14 protein-coding genes and 1 pseudogene are annotated in these 17,601 nt (G+C 39.0%); 8 read left to right on the top strand and 7 right to left on the bottom strand.

The annotated features are described in order from the left end of the window. Positions 1 to 39 precede the first annotated feature (39 nt). The 6 genes from ACRD7A_RS16340 to ACRD7A_RS16315 all read right to left on the bottom strand — a co-directional run bounded on the left by ACRD7A_RS16340 (position 40) and on the right by ACRD7A_RS16315 (position 6,410). On the bottom strand, positions 40 to 408 hold the full coding sequence (locus tag ACRD7A_RS16340) for a hypothetical protein (protein ID WP_430812275.1): 369 nt from the start codon (positions 406 to 408) through the stop codon (positions 40 to 42). 18 nt (positions 409 to 426) lie between these two features. Then, positions 427 to 3,717, bottom strand: a complete 3,291-nt coding sequence (locus ACRD7A_RS16335) for a TonB-dependent receptor (RefSeq protein WP_430812274.1) — start codon at positions 3,715 to 3,717, stop codon at positions 427 to 429. A gap of 237 nt (positions 3,718 to 3,954) precedes the next feature. Continuing rightward, entirely contained in the window at positions 3,955 to 4,941 is a 987-nt protein-coding gene (locus ACRD7A_RS16330; protein ID WP_430812273.1) for a FecR family protein, read from the bottom strand. Positions 4,942 to 5,036: 95 nt separating this feature from the next. Then, complete coding sequence (locus ACRD7A_RS16325; protein WP_430812272.1) at positions 5,037 to 5,624, bottom strand: RNA polymerase sigma-70 factor; 588 nt, start codon at positions 5,622 to 5,624, stop codon at positions 5,037 to 5,039. Positions 5,625 to 5,999: 375 nt separating this feature from the next. Next, entirely contained in the window at positions 6,000 to 6,320 is a 321-nt protein-coding gene (locus ACRD7A_RS16320) for a discoidin domain-containing protein (protein WP_430812271.1), read from the bottom strand. 15 nt (positions 6,321 to 6,335) lie between these two features. Further along, positions 6,336 to 6,410: a chitobiase/beta-hexosaminidase C-terminal domain-containing protein gene (locus ACRD7A_RS16315; RefSeq protein WP_430812276.1), complete on the bottom strand. Its 75-nt coding sequence runs from the start codon at positions 6,408 to 6,410 to the stop codon at positions 6,336 to 6,338. 36 nt (positions 6,411 to 6,446) lie between these two features. On the opposite strand from ACRD7A_RS16315, the pseudogene ACRD7A_RS16310 reads away from it, so the two are divergent. Then, positions 6,447 to 6,719, top strand: a pseudogene (locus ACRD7A_RS16310) (transposase); the annotation flags it as partial. A gap of 17 nt (positions 6,720 to 6,736) precedes the next feature. Further along, a complete protein-coding gene (locus tag ACRD7A_RS16305; protein WP_430812270.1) occupies positions 6,737 to 7,174 on the top strand; it encodes a transposase in 438 nt (145 codons plus the stop codon). 366 nt (positions 7,175 to 7,540) lie between these two features. Here the strand turns inward: ACRD7A_RS16305 and ACRD7A_RS16300 are convergent, their stop codons facing one another. After that, positions 7,541 to 8,422, bottom strand: a complete 882-nt coding sequence (locus tag ACRD7A_RS16300; protein ID WP_430812269.1) for an AraC family transcriptional regulator — start codon at positions 8,420 to 8,422, stop codon at positions 7,541 to 7,543. Positions 8,423 to 8,665: 243 nt separating this feature from the next. On the opposite strand from ACRD7A_RS16300, the gene ACRD7A_RS16295 reads away from it, so the two are divergent. The 6 genes from ACRD7A_RS16295 (at position 8,666) to lacZ (ending at position 17,591) form a co-directional block, all read left to right on the top strand. Then, positions 8,666 to 10,279, top strand: a complete 1,614-nt coding sequence (locus ACRD7A_RS16295) for a cellulase family glycosylhydrolase (protein WP_430812268.1) — start codon at positions 8,666 to 8,668, stop codon at positions 10,277 to 10,279. A 39-nt stretch (positions 10,280 to 10,318) separates the two neighbouring features. Then, positions 10,319 to 12,139, top strand: coding sequence for a sodium:solute symporter family protein (locus ACRD7A_RS16290; protein ID WP_430812267.1), 1,821 nt, complete (start codon positions 10,319 to 10,321; stop codon positions 12,137 to 12,139). Between the two features lie 28 nt (positions 12,140 to 12,167). After that, positions 12,168 to 13,331: a glycoside hydrolase family 130 protein gene (locus tag ACRD7A_RS16285; RefSeq protein WP_430812266.1), complete on the top strand. Its 1,164-nt coding sequence runs from the start codon at positions 12,168 to 12,170 to the stop codon at positions 13,329 to 13,331. A gap of 224 nt (positions 13,332 to 13,555) precedes the next feature. Continuing rightward, a complete protein-coding gene (locus ACRD7A_RS16280) occupies positions 13,556 to 13,765 on the top strand; it encodes a hypothetical protein (RefSeq protein WP_430817956.1) in 210 nt (69 codons plus the stop codon). Between the two features lie 21 nt (positions 13,766 to 13,786). Continuing rightward, on the top strand, positions 13,787 to 14,146 hold the full coding sequence (locus ACRD7A_RS16275) for a hypothetical protein (RefSeq protein WP_430812264.1): 360 nt from the start codon (positions 13,787 to 13,789) through the stop codon (positions 14,144 to 14,146). Between the two features lie 214 nt (positions 14,147 to 14,360). After that, positions 14,361 to 17,591 carry a beta-galactosidase, LacZ type gene (gene lacZ / locus ACRD7A_RS16270; RefSeq protein ID WP_430812263.1) on the top strand — a complete coding sequence of 1,077 codons (3,231 nt, stop codon included), beginning with the start codon at positions 14,361 to 14,363 and terminating at the stop codon, positions 17,589 to 17,591. Positions 17,592 to 17,601: the final 10 nt, after the last annotated feature.

Here is a 17,601-nt window from a genome sequence, read left to right as displayed (position 1 = left end):
CTTTTATTTTGGCGGTATCCATGGCATTTTCTCATTAAGTTACAAAATTAAAACGCTATTGTAAACTACAGCCTTCAAAAAATACCAATCCCGCACGATACCACTTGTTGTTGATTCAATAAGACCTCTTGATGGTGCCGGAAAATTACTTGGCCAACCAGCATTTGTATAACCATCATCAGTAAGCGCTTCCCATTGAGCTGTTAATCCACCAAAACCAGCTTCCCAACCTGTTTTACTCAAGGGTTCATAACATGCCGAAAGCGCACCCATTACATCCTGCTCACTCTTCCAGAATGTTTCAGAGGAGATAGCTGATAACGGGTTTCTATTAAGAAAATCATCGTGGCAAGATGTCAACAAAATTATAACTGCCAGGAATGCGAGCTTATATATTGTTTTTATCATTTTAGTTCGTTTTTAACATTAAAATTTCACGTTTAATCCAAGCGAATGAACTTTATTTTGTGGGTAAGCAGCGTACGTACCACTATTAGCTACCCGCTCCGGATCTACTCCGTCCAGACTATCAAAAGTCAACACATTATCACCTGAATAATAGAATCTAACATTCTGAAGCTTCAGTTTCGACACTAATCTCTGTGGTAGAGTAAATCCTATCTGTAGATTTTTCAACCTAAGAAAATCGGCATCATGCAAATAATAACTCGAATAAGAACCCTCAATGGCCTGATGATAAAAACCAGCGTAAATGGCAGGCATTTTATTGGTTGGATTATCCGGAGTCCAGCGTTCGGTTAACCATTTTTTCGATGGAGGCGTACCTTTATAGAATGGATCCATCCCTTGATAATTCATGTATAACTTTCGTCCTTCAACACCGGCAAACTGCGCACTAAAATCAAAGTTTTTCCATGAAGCACTCATACTAAATGAGTAAGAAAACTTTGGAAAAGCACCATCAATATGAACCCTGTCATTCTGGTCAATCACACCATTATTATCCACATCTCTAAACTTAATGTCTCCAGGCTTGGGTTGGTTAGGATGAACTGCTGAGTTGTCGATATCAGCCTGCGACTGAAATACTCCAACCCATTCATACATGTACCATGTTCGCCATGGTTTTCCTTCTTCAATAATTGTATTACCGGAGATCTCCCTTTCTCCAAATTTTTCAACCGTATTTTTGTAAGTCTGCAAATTAAACGACAAACTATATCTAAAGTCATCAATCTGATCGGTATATCGTGTATCAAACTCAAAACCGGTATTTCTCATTTCACCGCCATTAATAACAGGCCCCTGCAATCCGTAAAAACCACCAACCTGTTTTCTACGCAAAATATCGTAGGTGAATTTATTAAACCAGTCAAAAGTAAAATTGAAACGACTGTCAAATAATGAAACATCAAATCCAACATCATAAATGCGAGTTGTTTCCCATTTCATGTCCTTATCCACAATACTTGAAGGCCTGGCACCTGAAACCAAAGCTCCATCAAAAGGATACCCCTGAATAATTGATAGAATATCCTGATAAGGATAATAACCAATATCCTGGTTACCAAGCACCCCAAAAGACGCCCTTAACTTTAAATTGGATAAATAGTCAACATCCTGCAGGAAAGATTCTTCTGACATTCTCCAACCAACCGACATGGATGGAAAAAATCCCCATCTGTTATCTTCACTAAAGCGCGACGATCCATCGTAACGACCGTTAAGCTCAAGTAAATACTTCTCTTTATAGTTGTAGTTTAGACGTCCAAAGTACGACAATATGGCCCATTCCTGGGATGTTCCTTCAACCGTTTGTCCATTGCTCGAACCTGCATCCAGCTCCTGAGCTGAGCTATTGAAGAATCCTTCGCGGAAACCACCTAAAGTTTCATATTTATAATTCTCCTGTTGATAACCAACTAAAGCCTTAATATTATGGTCGGATAATTGCTTATCAAATGTTAAATGAGAGTACAATACAGGCTGAATATCGTTAAATTGCTTAACCGATAAACCAGCTTTTCCATTGGAAAATAACTCGGCAAATTCACCTGTATTATAATGATAGGTATTAACACCATTAGAATGCCAGATTTTATTTTTTGAGTTGTTAATATTAACCCCTCCCTTTACTTTCCAACGCAGCCAATCGGCTAATTTAACATCGACAAAAGCACTACTCTGCACACTAAATCCCTTAGTTTGACTAGATGTGGTTTCGATGATGGCGTATGGATTTGGCTGAAACTTATTTTCATATTCATCGAGAAACGCGTTTTTTACATAATCACCATTCTCCAGTTTTGGTTTATAGGTAGGTCCTTGCGAGAGTATAGCAGCATATTGGGCAGCACCACCGTCGGGCGTTTTGTCGGTTATATCATAATTCATTCCAATATTTGCTCCAAAAGTAATCCGCTCATCCAATGATGATGTTATATTGAACTGAGCGTTGTATTTTTTGTAATAAAACGGCTCCATTACACCTGGCTCATCATTAAGTCCGAAACTTACATTATAAACCGTTTTTTCAGTACCTCCCGACATGCGCAAAAAGTGATTCTGAACAAAGGCGGGTTCAATCATTAAATCGAGCCAATCTGTATTTGGATACTTATTCCGGTCCGTTGCATTACGATACATACTTATTTCTTCAGCAGTATACGGCACAGGACGACCTCCTGTATGCTCCATAGCCTCGTTATACAACTCCATATAATCGGCAGAGTTCGTAACTAAATCAGGCAATACCGTTGGTGAATAAATTCCTAAATTAGCCCCATACTCAACTGACAACTGTCCTTTCTCGCCTTGCTTTGTGGTAATCAATATAACTCCATTAGCAGCACGCGATCCATAAATAGAAGATGACGCAGCATCCTTCAACAGGGTTACTGATTCAATATTATTGGGATTGACTGATGACATACTTCCAGGAATTCCATCAATTAAAACCAATGGATTTTTACCTGCACCATCAAATGTTCCAAGTCCACGAACCTGTAATGCGTTCGCATTGTTACCAGGCTCACCGGAGTTTTGAATAACCTGCAATCCTGGAAGCCTGCCTTGAAGCATAGATTCCGTGCTGGTTATTACTCTTCGGTTTAAATCATTACTGGATACACTGGCAATTGCCCCGGTTAGATTAACTTTCTTTTGAGTACCGTATCCTACTGCAACAACCTCATCAAGACCAATTACATTAGAAACCAATGTAACATTTATAACCTTATTACCTCCAACGGTTACTTCTTGCGTTTTCATTCCAATGAACGAGAACACCAGGGTAGCATCAGCAGGCACCTCTGATAAACTGTATTTTCCATCATAATCGGTTATAATACCGTTACTGGTTCCTTTTATCACCACTGTTACGCCAGGTAAAGGAGTCCCTGTATTATCAGTTACTACTCCCGTAATCGCAATACTCTGTTGAGAACTATAGTTTGTTTGGGAAGTAATTGCAATTTGACGGTTTTCGATTTTATATTTAACATCTGAGTCTCCAAAAACGTTATCTAAAATTTCCGAGACCAATTTATTGCTTGCAATAACACTTACTTTTTGATCCACATCAACAACAGTGGCATCATAAATAAAATAAAACTCAGACTTCTCTTCAATTTGACTGAACATCTGTTTTAAAGATACATTTTTCAAATCCAGGCTAACTCTGGTGTTTTGCGAATAGGAACCGGCTGCATACATTTGCATTACACCCAACATCATTAAAAACAAAGTCCCTCTCATGATTCTCATCATTTTTGACCTCCACATTATAGTACACATGGAAATCATTTTATAACACTTTTTTTTCATAAATTTGTTTCGATTTGATTTACACAATTCAAATAGCTTAGTGCAGCGGTTTGGCAGACCCCTGACACTTGATCATTGTAAAGGAGATGTTACAGCATTTCCTTTACTTTTTTTGTAACATAGATTATTACTTTCTCATTGGCACAACTGTTTATTTAAAAATTAGAATTACTTTAAGATCACTTTAGTCTTCTCGTTTTCTTCAGTAACAAGCTGATAAGTTATAGGGCATGAAAACTGGATGAAATCCAAAATTTCCACAAGACTTTCATTTCTAAATTTAGCATTGAATATAGATTTATACACATTGTTATTTTCAACCTCTATTTCAACATCAAATTTTCGTTCCAGCCTTTTAATTACATCTAACATGGGTACCTCTTTGAAAATCAATCCTCCATCTTTCCAGGCTGCATAATCTTTTTGAGCAATCTTCGTCACTCGCATTGATTTTAGCTTAGCATCATAGGTCATCATCTCCCCAGGATTCATCAAATGACTAAAATTCTGAACATCCGATTTCTTCAACTCAACAGCTCCCTCCTCTAAAAATACGCGAACTATTTCATCATCAGAATAGGCACTAACATCAAATTTAGTCCCTAATACTTTTACATTAATTCCTGATTTTGTAAAGACTGTTAAAGGAATATCTTCATTTTTCGAAACCTGAAAAAAGGCCTGTCCTTCAAGCTCAAGGTGCCGGCTACTAACAGCAAAATTCTTTGAATAGGTAAGTTTTGTTCCGGAATTCAACCATACGACCGAACTATCCGGCAAAACAATTTTCGCTATTTGCCCGTATGCAGCTTCAACAGAGGTGTGTAATTGGGTCCATTCTGCATTTCGCTGCGTATATTGCCCCAGCCAAAACATTGCTAAAGCAATCCCCAGCGCCAAAACCAGCACTGCTGCATATTTGAACAAAAAAATTTGCTTTATGCTAGACTTGCTCAACTTAATTCTATGATTTAAAGCCTCATAGGATTGTTCAACCTTATAAGCAGGAGCCTGCCTCGAAGAAGCAAGAAAAGACCACGCTATTTTAGCCCTTTTATAAACAGCTTTATCTTGCTCCGACTGTCTAAGTTCGACCAAGAATTGCTCTCGCCCAACAAAAGCCTTACCCGTTACTACCTTAATTATTTTTTTCATCTTTTAAAAGCTAACTTCAATATTAGAATGCATGAAGTGAACTTTACCCCCCCCCCCCCCTTCCAATTCAAAAAAAATTAATTAAGCACACAAACCTAACCGACAAACAAATAAATTACAAAGGGCAAGTAATCCTTCAAAGCCTTACGAAATAGCTTCAGTCCTTTACTTATATGTTTTTCAACCACCTTCTCAGAGATACTTAACTGTTCTGCAATCTCACGGTTTTTAAAATTTTCAAAGCGACTAAGGGTAAAAACATTTCGACATTGAGGAGGAAGTTCCAAAAGCGTTTGCTGAATAATTCGCTCAATTTCGGTAAAAGTATATTCCGATGAATCCAATGAGCTTAACACTTCTATATTCAATTCTATTTCGTGAATACAATACGAATTATCAAATAATTTACGTTGATAACGCTGGCTCCTAAGCCGGTATAAACAATTGTTTTTAGCAACAGTAAACAGGTAAGCACCTAGTTCACTATTGTCTCTTAATTGATGCCGTTTATCCCACAACGTGAAGAAAGTATCTTGCACAATATTTTCGGCCAAATCTTCCAATGGAACAAACTCCAGGACAAAGTAAAACAATCGTGAAAAGTACATATTGTATATAACTTTAAACGATGGTTCATCATCATTTTTTAAACCCTCAAGAAGGGTCAGGTTGGTTTTAGTCATTTCTGCTGATTAGGATAACGTCAACAAATCTATAAAAAATACCCAACGATACTAACCCTAGATTAATATAAAAAACAGAATTTACACTATATATAAATATTTGATTTAAAATATTATGTATAATGAAAATCCTGTTCCTCAAAAAAATGCTTATTAAAACAAATTTCTAACACAAGAAGTATTTAACCTTTGTTAATTTTTCTATTACTTAGACTTTAAAAAATCAATTTCGGCTACAGCTGATTCCGACTTACCACCGGCAATAATCCTACTTTCGATGCGAACAAAACGCGCTGTTATCGGCCGATTAAAATAGTAGGATTGTGGCGTGGGATCATTAATCAGGTTACCAACGGTAAAGTCACCAATGTTTTTCTAACGCTTCCCATCCTGACTAATTTTTAAATCACCTTCTTCAATCATACCTTCAGCGTGCCGCGTTTTTGAGGTATAGACAAAACCGGTAAGTTTTTCAGCCTTACCCAGATCAATGGCCAGATATTGTGCCTGACTGTGACTCGATTGCCAATAAGTACTGACATCTCCATAAAAAGCCAATATACCGGCATGGTTCTGCTTAGCATGATCGACAGACAGCAACTTCCAGTCTTTTTTTACAATCCCGAATGTTTGTTCCACCACACTTCCCATCTGATCCTTAGTAAACGAACGTGCCTTTACCTGTCCGAACTCCAAAAAGAAGGGTTTCTCTTACAAGGCAGACTTTTTAGTGGGCTCACTGCCATCCAGAGTATAACGAATTTTCAAATCGTTGTTGATATTCATGGCAATATTCTCTCCGCGTGGTTTTCATCCAAACTCATGTTTAAAGGTACGCAGTCAGACACCATTATCAAACTCATATTGGAACACTACCCGGCTCATCTGCGAAAAATTGTGCGCGAGGAAAGTCTTGATATGGCCGGCAGCATGAATTTGATTATAAAGAAATGCTTCCCTCGTGCCACACGTGTAACCGATCGTTTTCATGTACAAAAACTGGCTTGCGAGGCTGTTCAGCACGTCCGCATTAAACATCGATGGGAGACGCTGGATGAAGAAAGCAGAGCCTATAAACAAGCTAAGAAAATGGCATTGAATACGCCCCCGAAGTGCTATCCAATGGTGATACCAAAAAGCAATTGCTGGCACGAAGCAGGTACTTACTTTTTAAGCCCCAAGAGCGGTGGACACCGTCACAATGGAACAGGGCTCAGGTACTGTTCAAACACTATCCGGACATTGAAAAGGCCTATCAACTATCGCATAAGCTATACGAAATATACAACCGCTTAATATCGCCTGATATAGCACGAACAAAGCTAGCGCAATGGTTTAATGAAATTGAAAAATCAGGATTTGACGCCTTTGCTACCATACGCCGCACCTTTGAAACGCATCATGAAACAATCATCAACTACTTTAATGGAAGAAGCACCAATGCGGCGGCTGAATCATTTAATGCTACAATAAAAGACTTCAGAAGACAATTCAGAGGAGTTAAGGATGTCAACTTTTTCCTCTACCGTCTCTGTAAAATTTATGCTTAGACCCAGAATTTGCGCCTGATCCGCTAAATGCCTGTTTTGACCACTATTTTTGAAGATTTCTGAAATAATAAGCGCTTAAAATATTCGTTTTAAGCGCTTATGGTTCTGGATGAATCCAATTTGGTACCCGAGGCAGGACTTTATGTACATCGGGCACACATATGTTTTAGTAAGTTATGACTGTCAAATTTAGGTGGGCGCCAATTGGTCGCTTGTGAAAATAAGTGGCAATAAACAAAGGGAATTTAAATTGCTCAGATATAAATGCTGTTTGCGCCCACTCGGTGGTTTAGAAAATGGTGTAGCTACAGATGACTGTTGTTGAGTGTTATTAGGTAAGCTAATATTAATTCTCAAATGCAGGAGTTAATAGAATCGCTTAACTCCAGAAAAATTATCTTTAAATTGGGTTGGAGAACACCCTTTTGCTTTTTTAAATATCCTGTTAAAATTTGCAAGGTTATTAAAGCCGCATTCGTAGGCTACCTCTGCAATATTTTCGTTAGTGTCTAATAGCATCCGGGATGCGCAACCGATTCTGTAATCATTTAGAAATTCAACAAAAGTTTTCCCTGTCCGCTGTTTAATTAGTCTGCTGAATGAAATGGAGGTCATATTTAATTCCCGGGCAATGTCGTCCAGTTTTATTTTATCGCGGAAATTATTTTGTATGTATTCGTATGTCTTTTTAATCTTCTCGCTGTTGTAGAAATTATTTTGTTTTGCCTGAACGCTAGAAAGGATTTGTTGGTTTCGGGCATTAGATAGATCATATAGGATATTTAAGAAATCAATAAAAGAGTCGAACCCGCTATTCTTTGATAATTTTAACAATTTAGGGAGCATTATTTTGGCTAATTCCTCGGGAAATAAAATCCCATTGGATGCATGGTTAAGGAGGTCTTTAATTGGTTTCATGATGTTGCGATTTAGCAATTTTGAGTTGAGTAGATCGCTGTGGAACTGAATGGTGACTTCATGTATCTCTTCGCTGGAGCAGTTGCCTTGTTCCCAGCAGTGAAATAAGTTAGGACCTGTGAGTACTAATTCGTAGTTGCTTATGTAGTCAATGTGATCACCGACAATTCGTTTTGCCCCTCCGGCATTGATTATTAAGTTTAATTCATACTCTGGATGAAAATGAATTGGGAAATCAAAATCCTTTTTTTTTCTATCAAATACCATTAGACAATCTCCCTGTGTTAATGGTGTTATTTCGCGATGTACTGATGATAGATCGGTTTTCATACTTGCTTTTTGTTATTTATGTAGGTGTTAATGATAAAATAGTATCATTAGGATGCTAAGATATAGAATAATTTTGTCATCATAAAGAAGCCAACACGAGGAAAGGAATGGAGGAGGATGAAAAAGTGCAGGTTGTTTGTAAATACATAAATTCAAAAATGATTGAATACTATTTATTTGTATGAGTGAAAAAAATGATAAAATAGTAAGTTGATATAGTCAAAAAGATTAAAGTTATAAACAATGTTCAGGATTAATAAAATTGGAAGAAAAGGCCTGTTTTTTATACCGCTTTTAAGTGTATTCTTATTGCAGGGGTGTTTAACACATGAAAACGGCAAAGGTGGTGATGCAATAACACCTTCAACAATAACAGTCAAGGGACAGCGCTTTGTTGATAATAACGGTCGACATGTGATATTAAATGGGATTAATGTTGTTAATAAATCAAAAAAAGATCAATACCTCTTTGGTGGGGGTGCAGAATTTTATGCCAATTTAAAATCTTGGGGATTTAATAGCATCCGGTTCTATATAAACTGGGATGGTTTGGAGCTAGAGCCAGGTGTCTACAATGAATCCTATTTAAAAGAAATAGATAAACGTATTCAATGGGCTGCTGACAATGGGGTGTTTGTTATTCTTGATATGCACCAGGATTTGTTTGGATTGAAATTTAGTAATGGAGCTCCGGAATGGGCTACTCTGGATGAAGGAAAGCCGCACATAACAGGTGATGTATGGAGTGATGCATATATGATGAGCGAAGCTGTTCAAACCGCATTTGATAATTTCTGGGCCAATAAACCAGCTTCCGACGGAATTGGAGTGCAGGATCATTATGCGAATTTATGGAAACATATTGCGAAACGTTACGCTGATAATCCTACGGTGATTGGATATGATATAATGAATGAGCCTTTTGCTGGTTCGTCTGCTTTGCAAGCTATGCCTGCGATGCTTACAGCCTATGGTGAGTTGATATATGCAACTACTGGTAAGGTTCTTACTGAAGAAGAACTTGTTGCTATTTGGGGAGATGTTAATAGACGAACTGAAGCACTTAAGGTTTTGTCAACGAAAGAAAATTATTCCTACGTCATTGATGCATTATATGATGTTAATGCCGGGTTTGAGAAAAATCACCTACAGGCTATGTATCAGAAGGTTGCGAATGCGATTCGAGAGGTAGATACGACTCATGTTTTGTTTTTGGAACACAGTTATTTTAGTAATGTGGGTGTGAAGAGCAGTATCGAACGGGTTCGCTTAAAAGACGGCTCGCCGGATATGTTGGTAGCGTACGCCCCACATGGTTATGATTTGGTTACAGATACCGATGACGCCTCCTCCTCAAATTCTGAAAGAGTTGAATTTATATATAACCGAATCAAAGAAAAGGGCGAGCAAATGGAAATGCCTGTTTGGGTTGGTGAATGGGGAGCATATTACTCTCATGGCGAGGGAATCGTTTCAGTGGCACGCACTGCCATTCGTTTAATAGAGTCTCATCTTTTTGGAAATGCCTATTGGTCGTATAATTCAGGTACTGAGAACCTGGCCTATTTTAAAAAAGCAATCTTAAGACCTTATCCAGCTTATACTTGTGGTGAGTTGTTGCAGTATCATTATAGTCACGCAACTGGTGAACTTAATGTTGAATGGCATGAAGCGACAAATATTTCTGCTCCTACAACGATTTTTGTACCATGGCTGTCAAGCTTAAAAATGGATGAATTACCTGAATCGGTTGAAGTGGTAAAAGGCAAGGGGTCAGATGCAGGCTGGGTTACCATAAAACCAACCGGAAAGGGTGGGAAGAGAAGCCAGATCTTGTCTTTCAAAAAAATGTATTGAGCTAAAATTTTGTTTTACAATTAACTTAAAGAGTTAAAAATGAATTTACAAGGTCTGGATTTTGCAATTATTCTAACATATTTGCTGTCGACCATCGTTATTGGGCTGGTGCTGAAACGGAGGGCTCAGAATGATATGTCATCTTATTTACTTGGGGGGAAGAAGTTACCTTGGTATATGCTAGGATTGTCGAACGCATCTGGTATGTTTGATATTTCAGGTACCATGTGGTTGGTAACACTAACCTTTGTGTATGGATTGAAGAGCGTGTGGATACCTTGGTTGTGGCCGGTTTTTAATCAGATATTTTTGATGGTTTATCTGTCGGCCTGGCTGCGGCGATCAAACGTAACCACCGGGGCCGAATGGATTAGCTTTAGATTTGGCAATGGTCGGGATGGGCGGTTATCGCATACCATTGTAGTTGTATTCGCATTAGTCAACTGCCTTGGATTCTTGGCTTATGGCTTCATTGGTCTGGGGAAATTTGTGCAGATTTTTATTCCATGGGAATATGTAGCGCCCCTGATTCCTTTTGTTGTGCCGGCATCGTATGCCCCGCATATATATGGCATCATATTTACGTCGTTTGCTGTTTTTTACTCCGTTCTTGGAGGTATGTCTGGGATTGTTTGGGCCGATGTGGTTCAATACCTTATAATGACTGTGTCAGCTTTTGTAATAGGGTTTCTTGCTATGTCTGCCTTAGATGGGAACGTTTTGAATGTCCCGGATGGATGGATGAATCCCTTTTTTGAATGGCGGATGAATATGGATTGGACCGGTATCATAGATAAAGTGAATGATAAAATTGCTTCCGACGGTTATTCGCTATTTGGAATCTTCTTTATGATGATGTTGTTTAAAGGGGTATTGGCTAGTATTGCCGGACCGGCACCCAATTACGATATGCAAAAAATTCTTTCCACAGCTTCACCTAAAGAAGCTGCCAAAATGAGTGGTTTTGTAAGTGTGGTATTAATGCCTATCCGCTATATCATGATTACTGGTTTTGCGGTATTGGCTATTTTGTATTACGATAGGTTAAACCTGGTGGTAGGAGATAAAGTTGATTTTGAGCAAATTTTGCCATCGGCTATCAGTGAGTTTGTTCCAGTTGGATTTATGGGTTTATTATTGGCCGGTTTATTAGCAGCCTTTATGTCAACCTTCGCCGGAACATTAAATGCAGCACAGGCCTATATTGTAAATGATATTTATTTAAAATATTACAATAAGAAAGCTTCCAATCGGCAGATAAAGATTACCAATTATACAACAGGTTTGGTTGTCGTTGTAATCAGCATCATTTTTGGCGTGTTTGCAACTGATGTAAATTCTATTTTACAGTGGATTGTTTCTGCCCTGTATGGCAGTTATGTAGCCTCTAATGTGCTCAAATGGCATTGGTGGCGTTTTAATGGATCCGGTTTTTTCTGGGGAATGGTGGCTGGTTTGGTTCCTGCATTGATTTTTCCATATGTTTTTAGTGAGACTCTGGATCTTTATTATTTCCCGATACTTTTAGTTCTCTCCATTATTGGTTGTGTAGCAGGAACATTATTGAATCCTCCAAATGATGAGGAAACTCTGAAGAATTTTTATAAGAAAGTCAGGCCATGGGGATTCTGGAAACCGATTCATGATAAGGTCGTTGCAGAGGATCCAACGTTTGTGTCAGACAAAAACTTTGGTCGTGATATGGTGAATGTGGTGGTAGGAGTGATTGCCCAGACAGGTCTTGTTATTTTACCCATGTATCTGGTCTTGGGGCAACAAATGCCCATGTACATTACCATTGCCATAACGCTTGTGTGTGTCCTTATCCTAAAGAAAAACTGGTGGAATAAATTAAAATAAAATTAAGTAAAAATACAAGATGTTTAATATGATAATAAAAGAGCTTGTAGCTGAATATAATCAACTGATTGAAACAAAAAACAGAACGATTTCACCGTCAAATGGAGTGTTTGAGCGTTTCGAATATCCAGTATTGACAGCGGCTCATGTACCATTAAATTGGCGCTATGATTTAAATCCTCAAACTAATCCATACTGTATGGAACGAATAGGAGTTAATGCGGTATTTAATGCGGGCGCTATAAAATTGAATGGCAAATATATATTGGTGGCACGGGTAGAAGGAACAGACCGTAAATCATATTTCGCTGTAGCCGAAAGTGATAATGGGATTGATGGATTTCGTTTTTGGGAGCGTCCAATCACTTTACCTCAAACCGAAGAGCCTGATGTGAATGTTTATGATATGCGCCTTACGCAACATGAAGATGGTTGGATATATGGCATCTTTTGTACAGAGCGGAAAGATCCGAAATCACCCGAAGGCGACACGAGTATGGCAGTGGCAAATGCTGGCATCGCCCGCACGAAGGATTTAGTGGAGTGGGAGCGTTTGCCCGACTTGGTAAGCTATTCAGGGCAGCAACGCAATGTTGTGTTGCATCCCGAGTTTGTAAAGGGTAAATATGCGCTCTATACTCGTCCGCAAGATGGATTTATCGATGTAGGTGGTGGTGGAGGTATTGGCTTAGGCTTCATTCAAGATATGAAAAGGCCACATGTCGACAAGGAAATTATTATAAATGAAAAGAAGTATCACACGGTCTATGAATTAAAAAATGGTTTAGGACCAGCTCCAATTAAGACTAATGAAGGCTGGTTGCATTTGGCACATGGAGTTCGAAACACGGCGGCGGGTTTGCGTTATGTTCTCTATGTGTTTATGACGGATAAAGAGGATATTTCTAAAGTGATTCATCAGCCCGGAGGTTATTTTATGGCACCCGAAGGAGATGAAAGGGTTGGCGATGTGTCCAATGTGCTGTTTTCTAATGGCTGGATCGTTGAAGATGATGGTTCCGTCTTTATTTATTACGCTTCGTCTGATACGCGTATGCATGTAGCTACAACCACTATTGATAAGCTGGTTGATTATGCAAAGAATACACCTCAAGACGACCTTTACTCGCATTTGTCGGTACAGAAAATTAATCAGTTGATAGATAAGAATGCTTCACAACTTGAATTGTAGAAACGTTATCATATGAGATAATGCCTGCGTAAGCGGGTAGTTTTATAAAAGCTTTTTGTCATTAAATCAGTGAATTAACAATTAATTTAGTTCTTCAACTTGTATACTATTAGGAGGTTATGAGAAAGGTGTTGCTGTCCCTGATAAGCGCATGTTTATTAGTGAATAGCTATGCGGTAACAAAGCATACAGATAAAGATATATTACAAAAAACTGCTGAAAAGGTGGATTGGTTATCTATTAGGGGGCCTGAATATCCATCGTATAGTGATCGAACTTTCTGGAATGGGTTGCCCGAAAACTGGAAGGAGAAATACATTAAGGCTGGAGAGAAGTATTTAGACTACAATTGGCCGTCTGTTAAGGCCACAAGTTATCTTCGATTTATGCAAGATGGTGATCGTAATAGTATGCAATCAATTAATGGGCAGTGAACTAAAGCATTGTATAGCCTTATGTTGGCAGAGCTGGTGGAAGGTGAAGGGCGTTTCCTAAATTGCGTCATAGATGGTGTATTTGCGATTTGTGAGCAAACATCCTGGTGTCTTTCTGCTCATTTATATATGCAAAAGTCTGAAGGAAGCCTGCCCAATGTAACCGAACCTATTATTGATTTGGGCGCAGTTAATACTGGCGAATCGATGGCGTTAATCCACTATTTTTTCAATAAAGAGTTTGATAAGGTCAATCCTTTGATTAGTCAGAGAATTGGGTATGAGATAGAACAGCGTATATTAAAACCGTATTATGAGCGTGATGATTTCTGGTGGATGGGGTTTACAACAGATTTCAATAAAAGAACCTGCTGTGGCTGAGAATCCGGAGAGCTGGTGTAATCCAAAGTTTGGCCTTTTTATGCATTTGGATTCATATAGTCACATGGGAATTGCAGGTTTCGAGTAATAAACATGGAGCAGTTAATGGATTTTATCGCCCAATTCAAGGTTAAACAGGATTGATGCGTATTTACAAATGGCTTTAGTCCTGTTTAGCCAACAATTATAGCAAACGAAAAGTAAAAAAATACATATGATAATAAGTAATTACATTAAAAGGCGGGCGGCTTTTATCCAAATATTTTTAGCTGTTTCTTTTTGTTTGACATTAGCAATGGGACAGCTGATGGCTCAGTCACAGAATGATTGGGAAAATCCTTCTTTTGTGGGAGTGAATAAGGAGCAGCCTCATGCTACACTTTACCCATTTGATAGTTTTGAGCAGGCGTTAACAGCTAATATGGAAAACTCACCCTGGATTCAAATGCTCAATGGACATTGGAAATTTAACTGGGTGAAGCATCCCGATGAACGTCCGAAAAATTTTTTCACGACCGCATTTGATGATTCTGACTGGAAGACTATTCCAGTGCCATCTAACTGGCAGCTGCAAGGATATGGTAAACCAATTTATACAAACATTAAATATCCGTTTAAAAACAATCCACCTTATGTCATGTCTGAACCGGACAGTGCCTATACCTCTTTTGAGATGCGTAACCCGGTAGGCTCTTATCGGCATCGCTTTACTGTTGATGAATCGTGGGACGGACGCGAAATATTTATTCAATTCGATGGAGTTAAAAGCGCCTTTTACCTTTGGGTCAACGGACAGAAAGTTGGCTATAGCCAGGGAAGTATGACACCTGCTGAGTTCAATATAACGGATTATCTACAAACAGGTGAGAATGTATTGGCTGTTGAAGTGTATCGTTGGAGTGACGGTTCATATCTTGAAGATCAGGATTTTTTCCGGTTCAGCGGAATCTTTAGGGACGTTTACCTGATGGCCGCACCTAAACTGCACATCCGCGACTTTTTTGTTAGCAGTGAATTTGATGCTGAATACAACCATGCAGAACTTAATGTGACAGCTTACTTGCATAATTATGCTGATACAGCTCATTACCGAACGCACCTTGAGGTTGATTTGGTAGATGAAAAAGGGAATTATTATCAACAATCCCCATTGACCAAACATCTGACTGTGATGATCCTTCCTGGTAATGAAAGTGTAGTGCATCTGAAGCATAAGGTGATTAAACCTAAGAAATGGAGTGCCGAAGAGCCTAATTTATACAAAGTCATTTTGACCTTGAAAGATGACAATGGAAACGTTATCGAACATGTATCATGCGATTTTGGTTTCCGCGAGGTAAAGGTAGTAGAAGGTGAATTACTCGTAAATGGACAGCCCATTTATATTAAAGGAGTTAACCGTCACGAACATGATCCGGTAACGGGTAGAGCTGTTTCAAAGGATAGAATGTTAGAAGACGTATTGATTATGAAGCAAAATAATATCAATACGGTCCGTTTGTCGCACTATCCAAATCATCCCTATTTTTATCAGTTATGCAACAAATACGGGTTGTATGTCATTGATGAAGCAAATATAGAGTCACATGGTACGGATTGTGAACCATCTGTAACACTGGCTAATAAGCTAGAGTGGCGCGAAGCTCATTTGGATCGTATTCGTCGTATGGTCGAAAGGGATAAGAACCATCCTTCAATTATAATCTGGTCACTGGGTAATGAGGCGGGTGACGGCACCAGTTTTGAAGTAGCGCGTGATTATATACGACAACGTGATCCGGGGCGACTGGTGCAATATGAACGGGCCGGAACACGATCTTATACCGATATTGTGTGTCCTCAATATTCACATCCTTGGGAGTTAGTTAATTATGCTTCAGGGAATGCCGGAACCATATATCCGGGTGTTTGGGCTTGGGGAACATTTAATTACGAAGCATCTCCAACCAGAACACAACCCTGGATATTTTCGGAGTATGCGCATGCAATGGGTAATAGCCTTGGAAACTTTCAGGATTACTGGGATGTGATTGAAGAGTACAAATATCTGCAGGGAGGGTGCATCTGGGATTTTGTAGATCAGGGCTTGCAGGCAAAAGATGCTAATGGCAATGTTTACTTTAAATACGGAGGCGACTATCAGGACTATCCGAACGATGGTAACTTTTGCTGTAACGGCATTGTACGCCCGGACCGTACACCCAACCCATCGTTGTATGAAGTGAAGAAAGTGTATCAGTATCAGAAAATAGAGCCTGTAGATTTATTAGAAGGCGCCTTTGATGTGTTTAATAAGAATTTCTTCATTGGTACCGATTATTTGATGTTTAGCTGGGAACTAACAGAGAATGGAATTGTGCTTCAAAAGGGTGAATTACCCAATTTTGATGTGGCACCTCGGCAAAAGAGGCGTATTCAAATTCCATTTGCAAAACCTGATATACAACCAGGTGCAGAGTACCATCTAAAAGTAACGGCTACATTACGTGAAGATAACTTGTGGGCCAGCAAAGGACATGTTACAGCATGGGATCAGTACGTAATACCTTTTGATGCTCCTGTTATTGAAGCAAAGCCTCTTACAGATTTACCGTCTGTCAGCTTGCACTGGAGTGAGGATGTTATTCGTGTGTATAATAAGAGCTTTTCGATGGAGGTGGATTCGCAAACGGGTCAAATTGTGTCCTATAAAAGAAGTAAGAAAGAGATGCTGACTGCTCCTTTAAAATTGAACTTTTGGCGGGTGCCAACAGACAATGACCGAGGTAATAAAATGCCTGAACGATTGGCTGTATGGAAGAATCCTACACTGAAAGTTCAATCAATAAATGCCACCCGATCCAGTAAATCACAAGTGGTCGTAGAGGTGAAGAGTGCGTTAGGTGTTGGAGATAGTAGTTATGTAGAGTGTAAATATTCTATTGCAGGTGATGGTTCTATTGGTGTGCAAACATCTGTGACTTTAAGCGGTACCAATATTCCGGAATTGCCGCGCTTGGGGATGCAAATGGCAATTGACGATGCGCATGAATATGTTAGCTTCTTTGGGCGAGGACCATGGGAAACCTATTGGGACCGCAAAACCTGCGGAGAAGTAGCTATTCATAGGGGCAAAATTGATGACTTTATTCACGATTATGTACGGCCACAGGAAAATGGTAACCATGCCGATGTACGTTGGGTTAGTTTTTCAGACTCCAGGAAAAAGGGGTTGAAGATTGTAGCCAAAGATTTAATACATTTTTCGGCCTGGCCATATACCATGGAAACTTTAGAAATCGCTACCCATCCGATTTTCCTCAAGCGAGATGGTAACATCACCCTTAACATTGATTACAAGCAAATGGGCGTTGGAGGAGATAATAGCTGGGGTGGAAAAACGCACGATAAATACATGCTCAATGCCAAGAATTTCAGTTTTGGATTTACTATTCAATTTGAGTAAATGAATACCA

Source organism: Carboxylicivirga longa (genome assembly GCF_050589825.1).
Classification (GTDB): domain Bacteria; phylum Bacteroidota; class Bacteroidia; order Bacteroidales; family Marinilabiliaceae; genus Carboxylicivirga; species Carboxylicivirga longa.
The sequence above is the reverse complement of the archived record's forward strand: the minus strand, read 5'-3'. Positions and strand labels throughout refer to the sequence as shown.

What these genes read in the sequence shown, in the direction of transcription:
- ACRD7A_RS16340 (WP_430812275.1), bottom strand. Translation starts at nt 408, where the DNA reads ATGATAAAAACAATATATAAGCTCGCATTCCTGGCAGTTATAATTTTG.
- ACRD7A_RS16335 (WP_430812274.1), bottom strand. Translation starts at nt 3,717, where the DNA reads ATGAGAGGGACTTTGTTTTTAATGATGTTGGGTGTAATGCAAATGTAT.
- ACRD7A_RS16330 (WP_430812273.1), bottom strand. Translation starts at nt 4,941, where the DNA reads ATGAAAAAAATAATTAAGGTAGTAACGGGTAAGGCTTTTGTTGGGCGA.
- ACRD7A_RS16325 (WP_430812272.1), bottom strand. Translation starts at nt 5,624, where the DNA reads ATGACTAAAACCAACCTGACCCTTCTTGAGGGTTTAAAAAATGATGAT.
- ACRD7A_RS16300 (WP_430812269.1), bottom strand. Translation starts at nt 8,422, where the DNA reads ATGAAAACCGATCTATCATCAGTACATCGCGAAATAACACCATTAACA.
- ACRD7A_RS16295 (WP_430812268.1), top strand. Translation starts at nt 8,666, where the DNA reads ATGTTCAGGATTAATAAAATTGGAAGAAAAGGCCTGTTTTTTATACCG.
- ACRD7A_RS16290 (WP_430812267.1), top strand. Translation starts at nt 10,319, where the DNA reads ATGAATTTACAAGGTCTGGATTTTGCAATTATTCTAACATATTTGCTG.
- ACRD7A_RS16285 (WP_430812266.1), top strand. Translation starts at nt 12,168, where the DNA reads ATGATAATAAAAGAGCTTGTAGCTGAATATAATCAACTGATTGAAACA.
- ACRD7A_RS16275 (WP_430812264.1), top strand. Translation starts at nt 13,787, where the DNA reads ATGTTGGCAGAGCTGGTGGAAGGTGAAGGGCGTTTCCTAAATTGCGTC.
- lacZ (WP_430812263.1), top strand. Translation starts at nt 14,361, where the DNA reads ATGATAATAAGTAATTACATTAAAAGGCGGGCGGCTTTTATCCAAATA.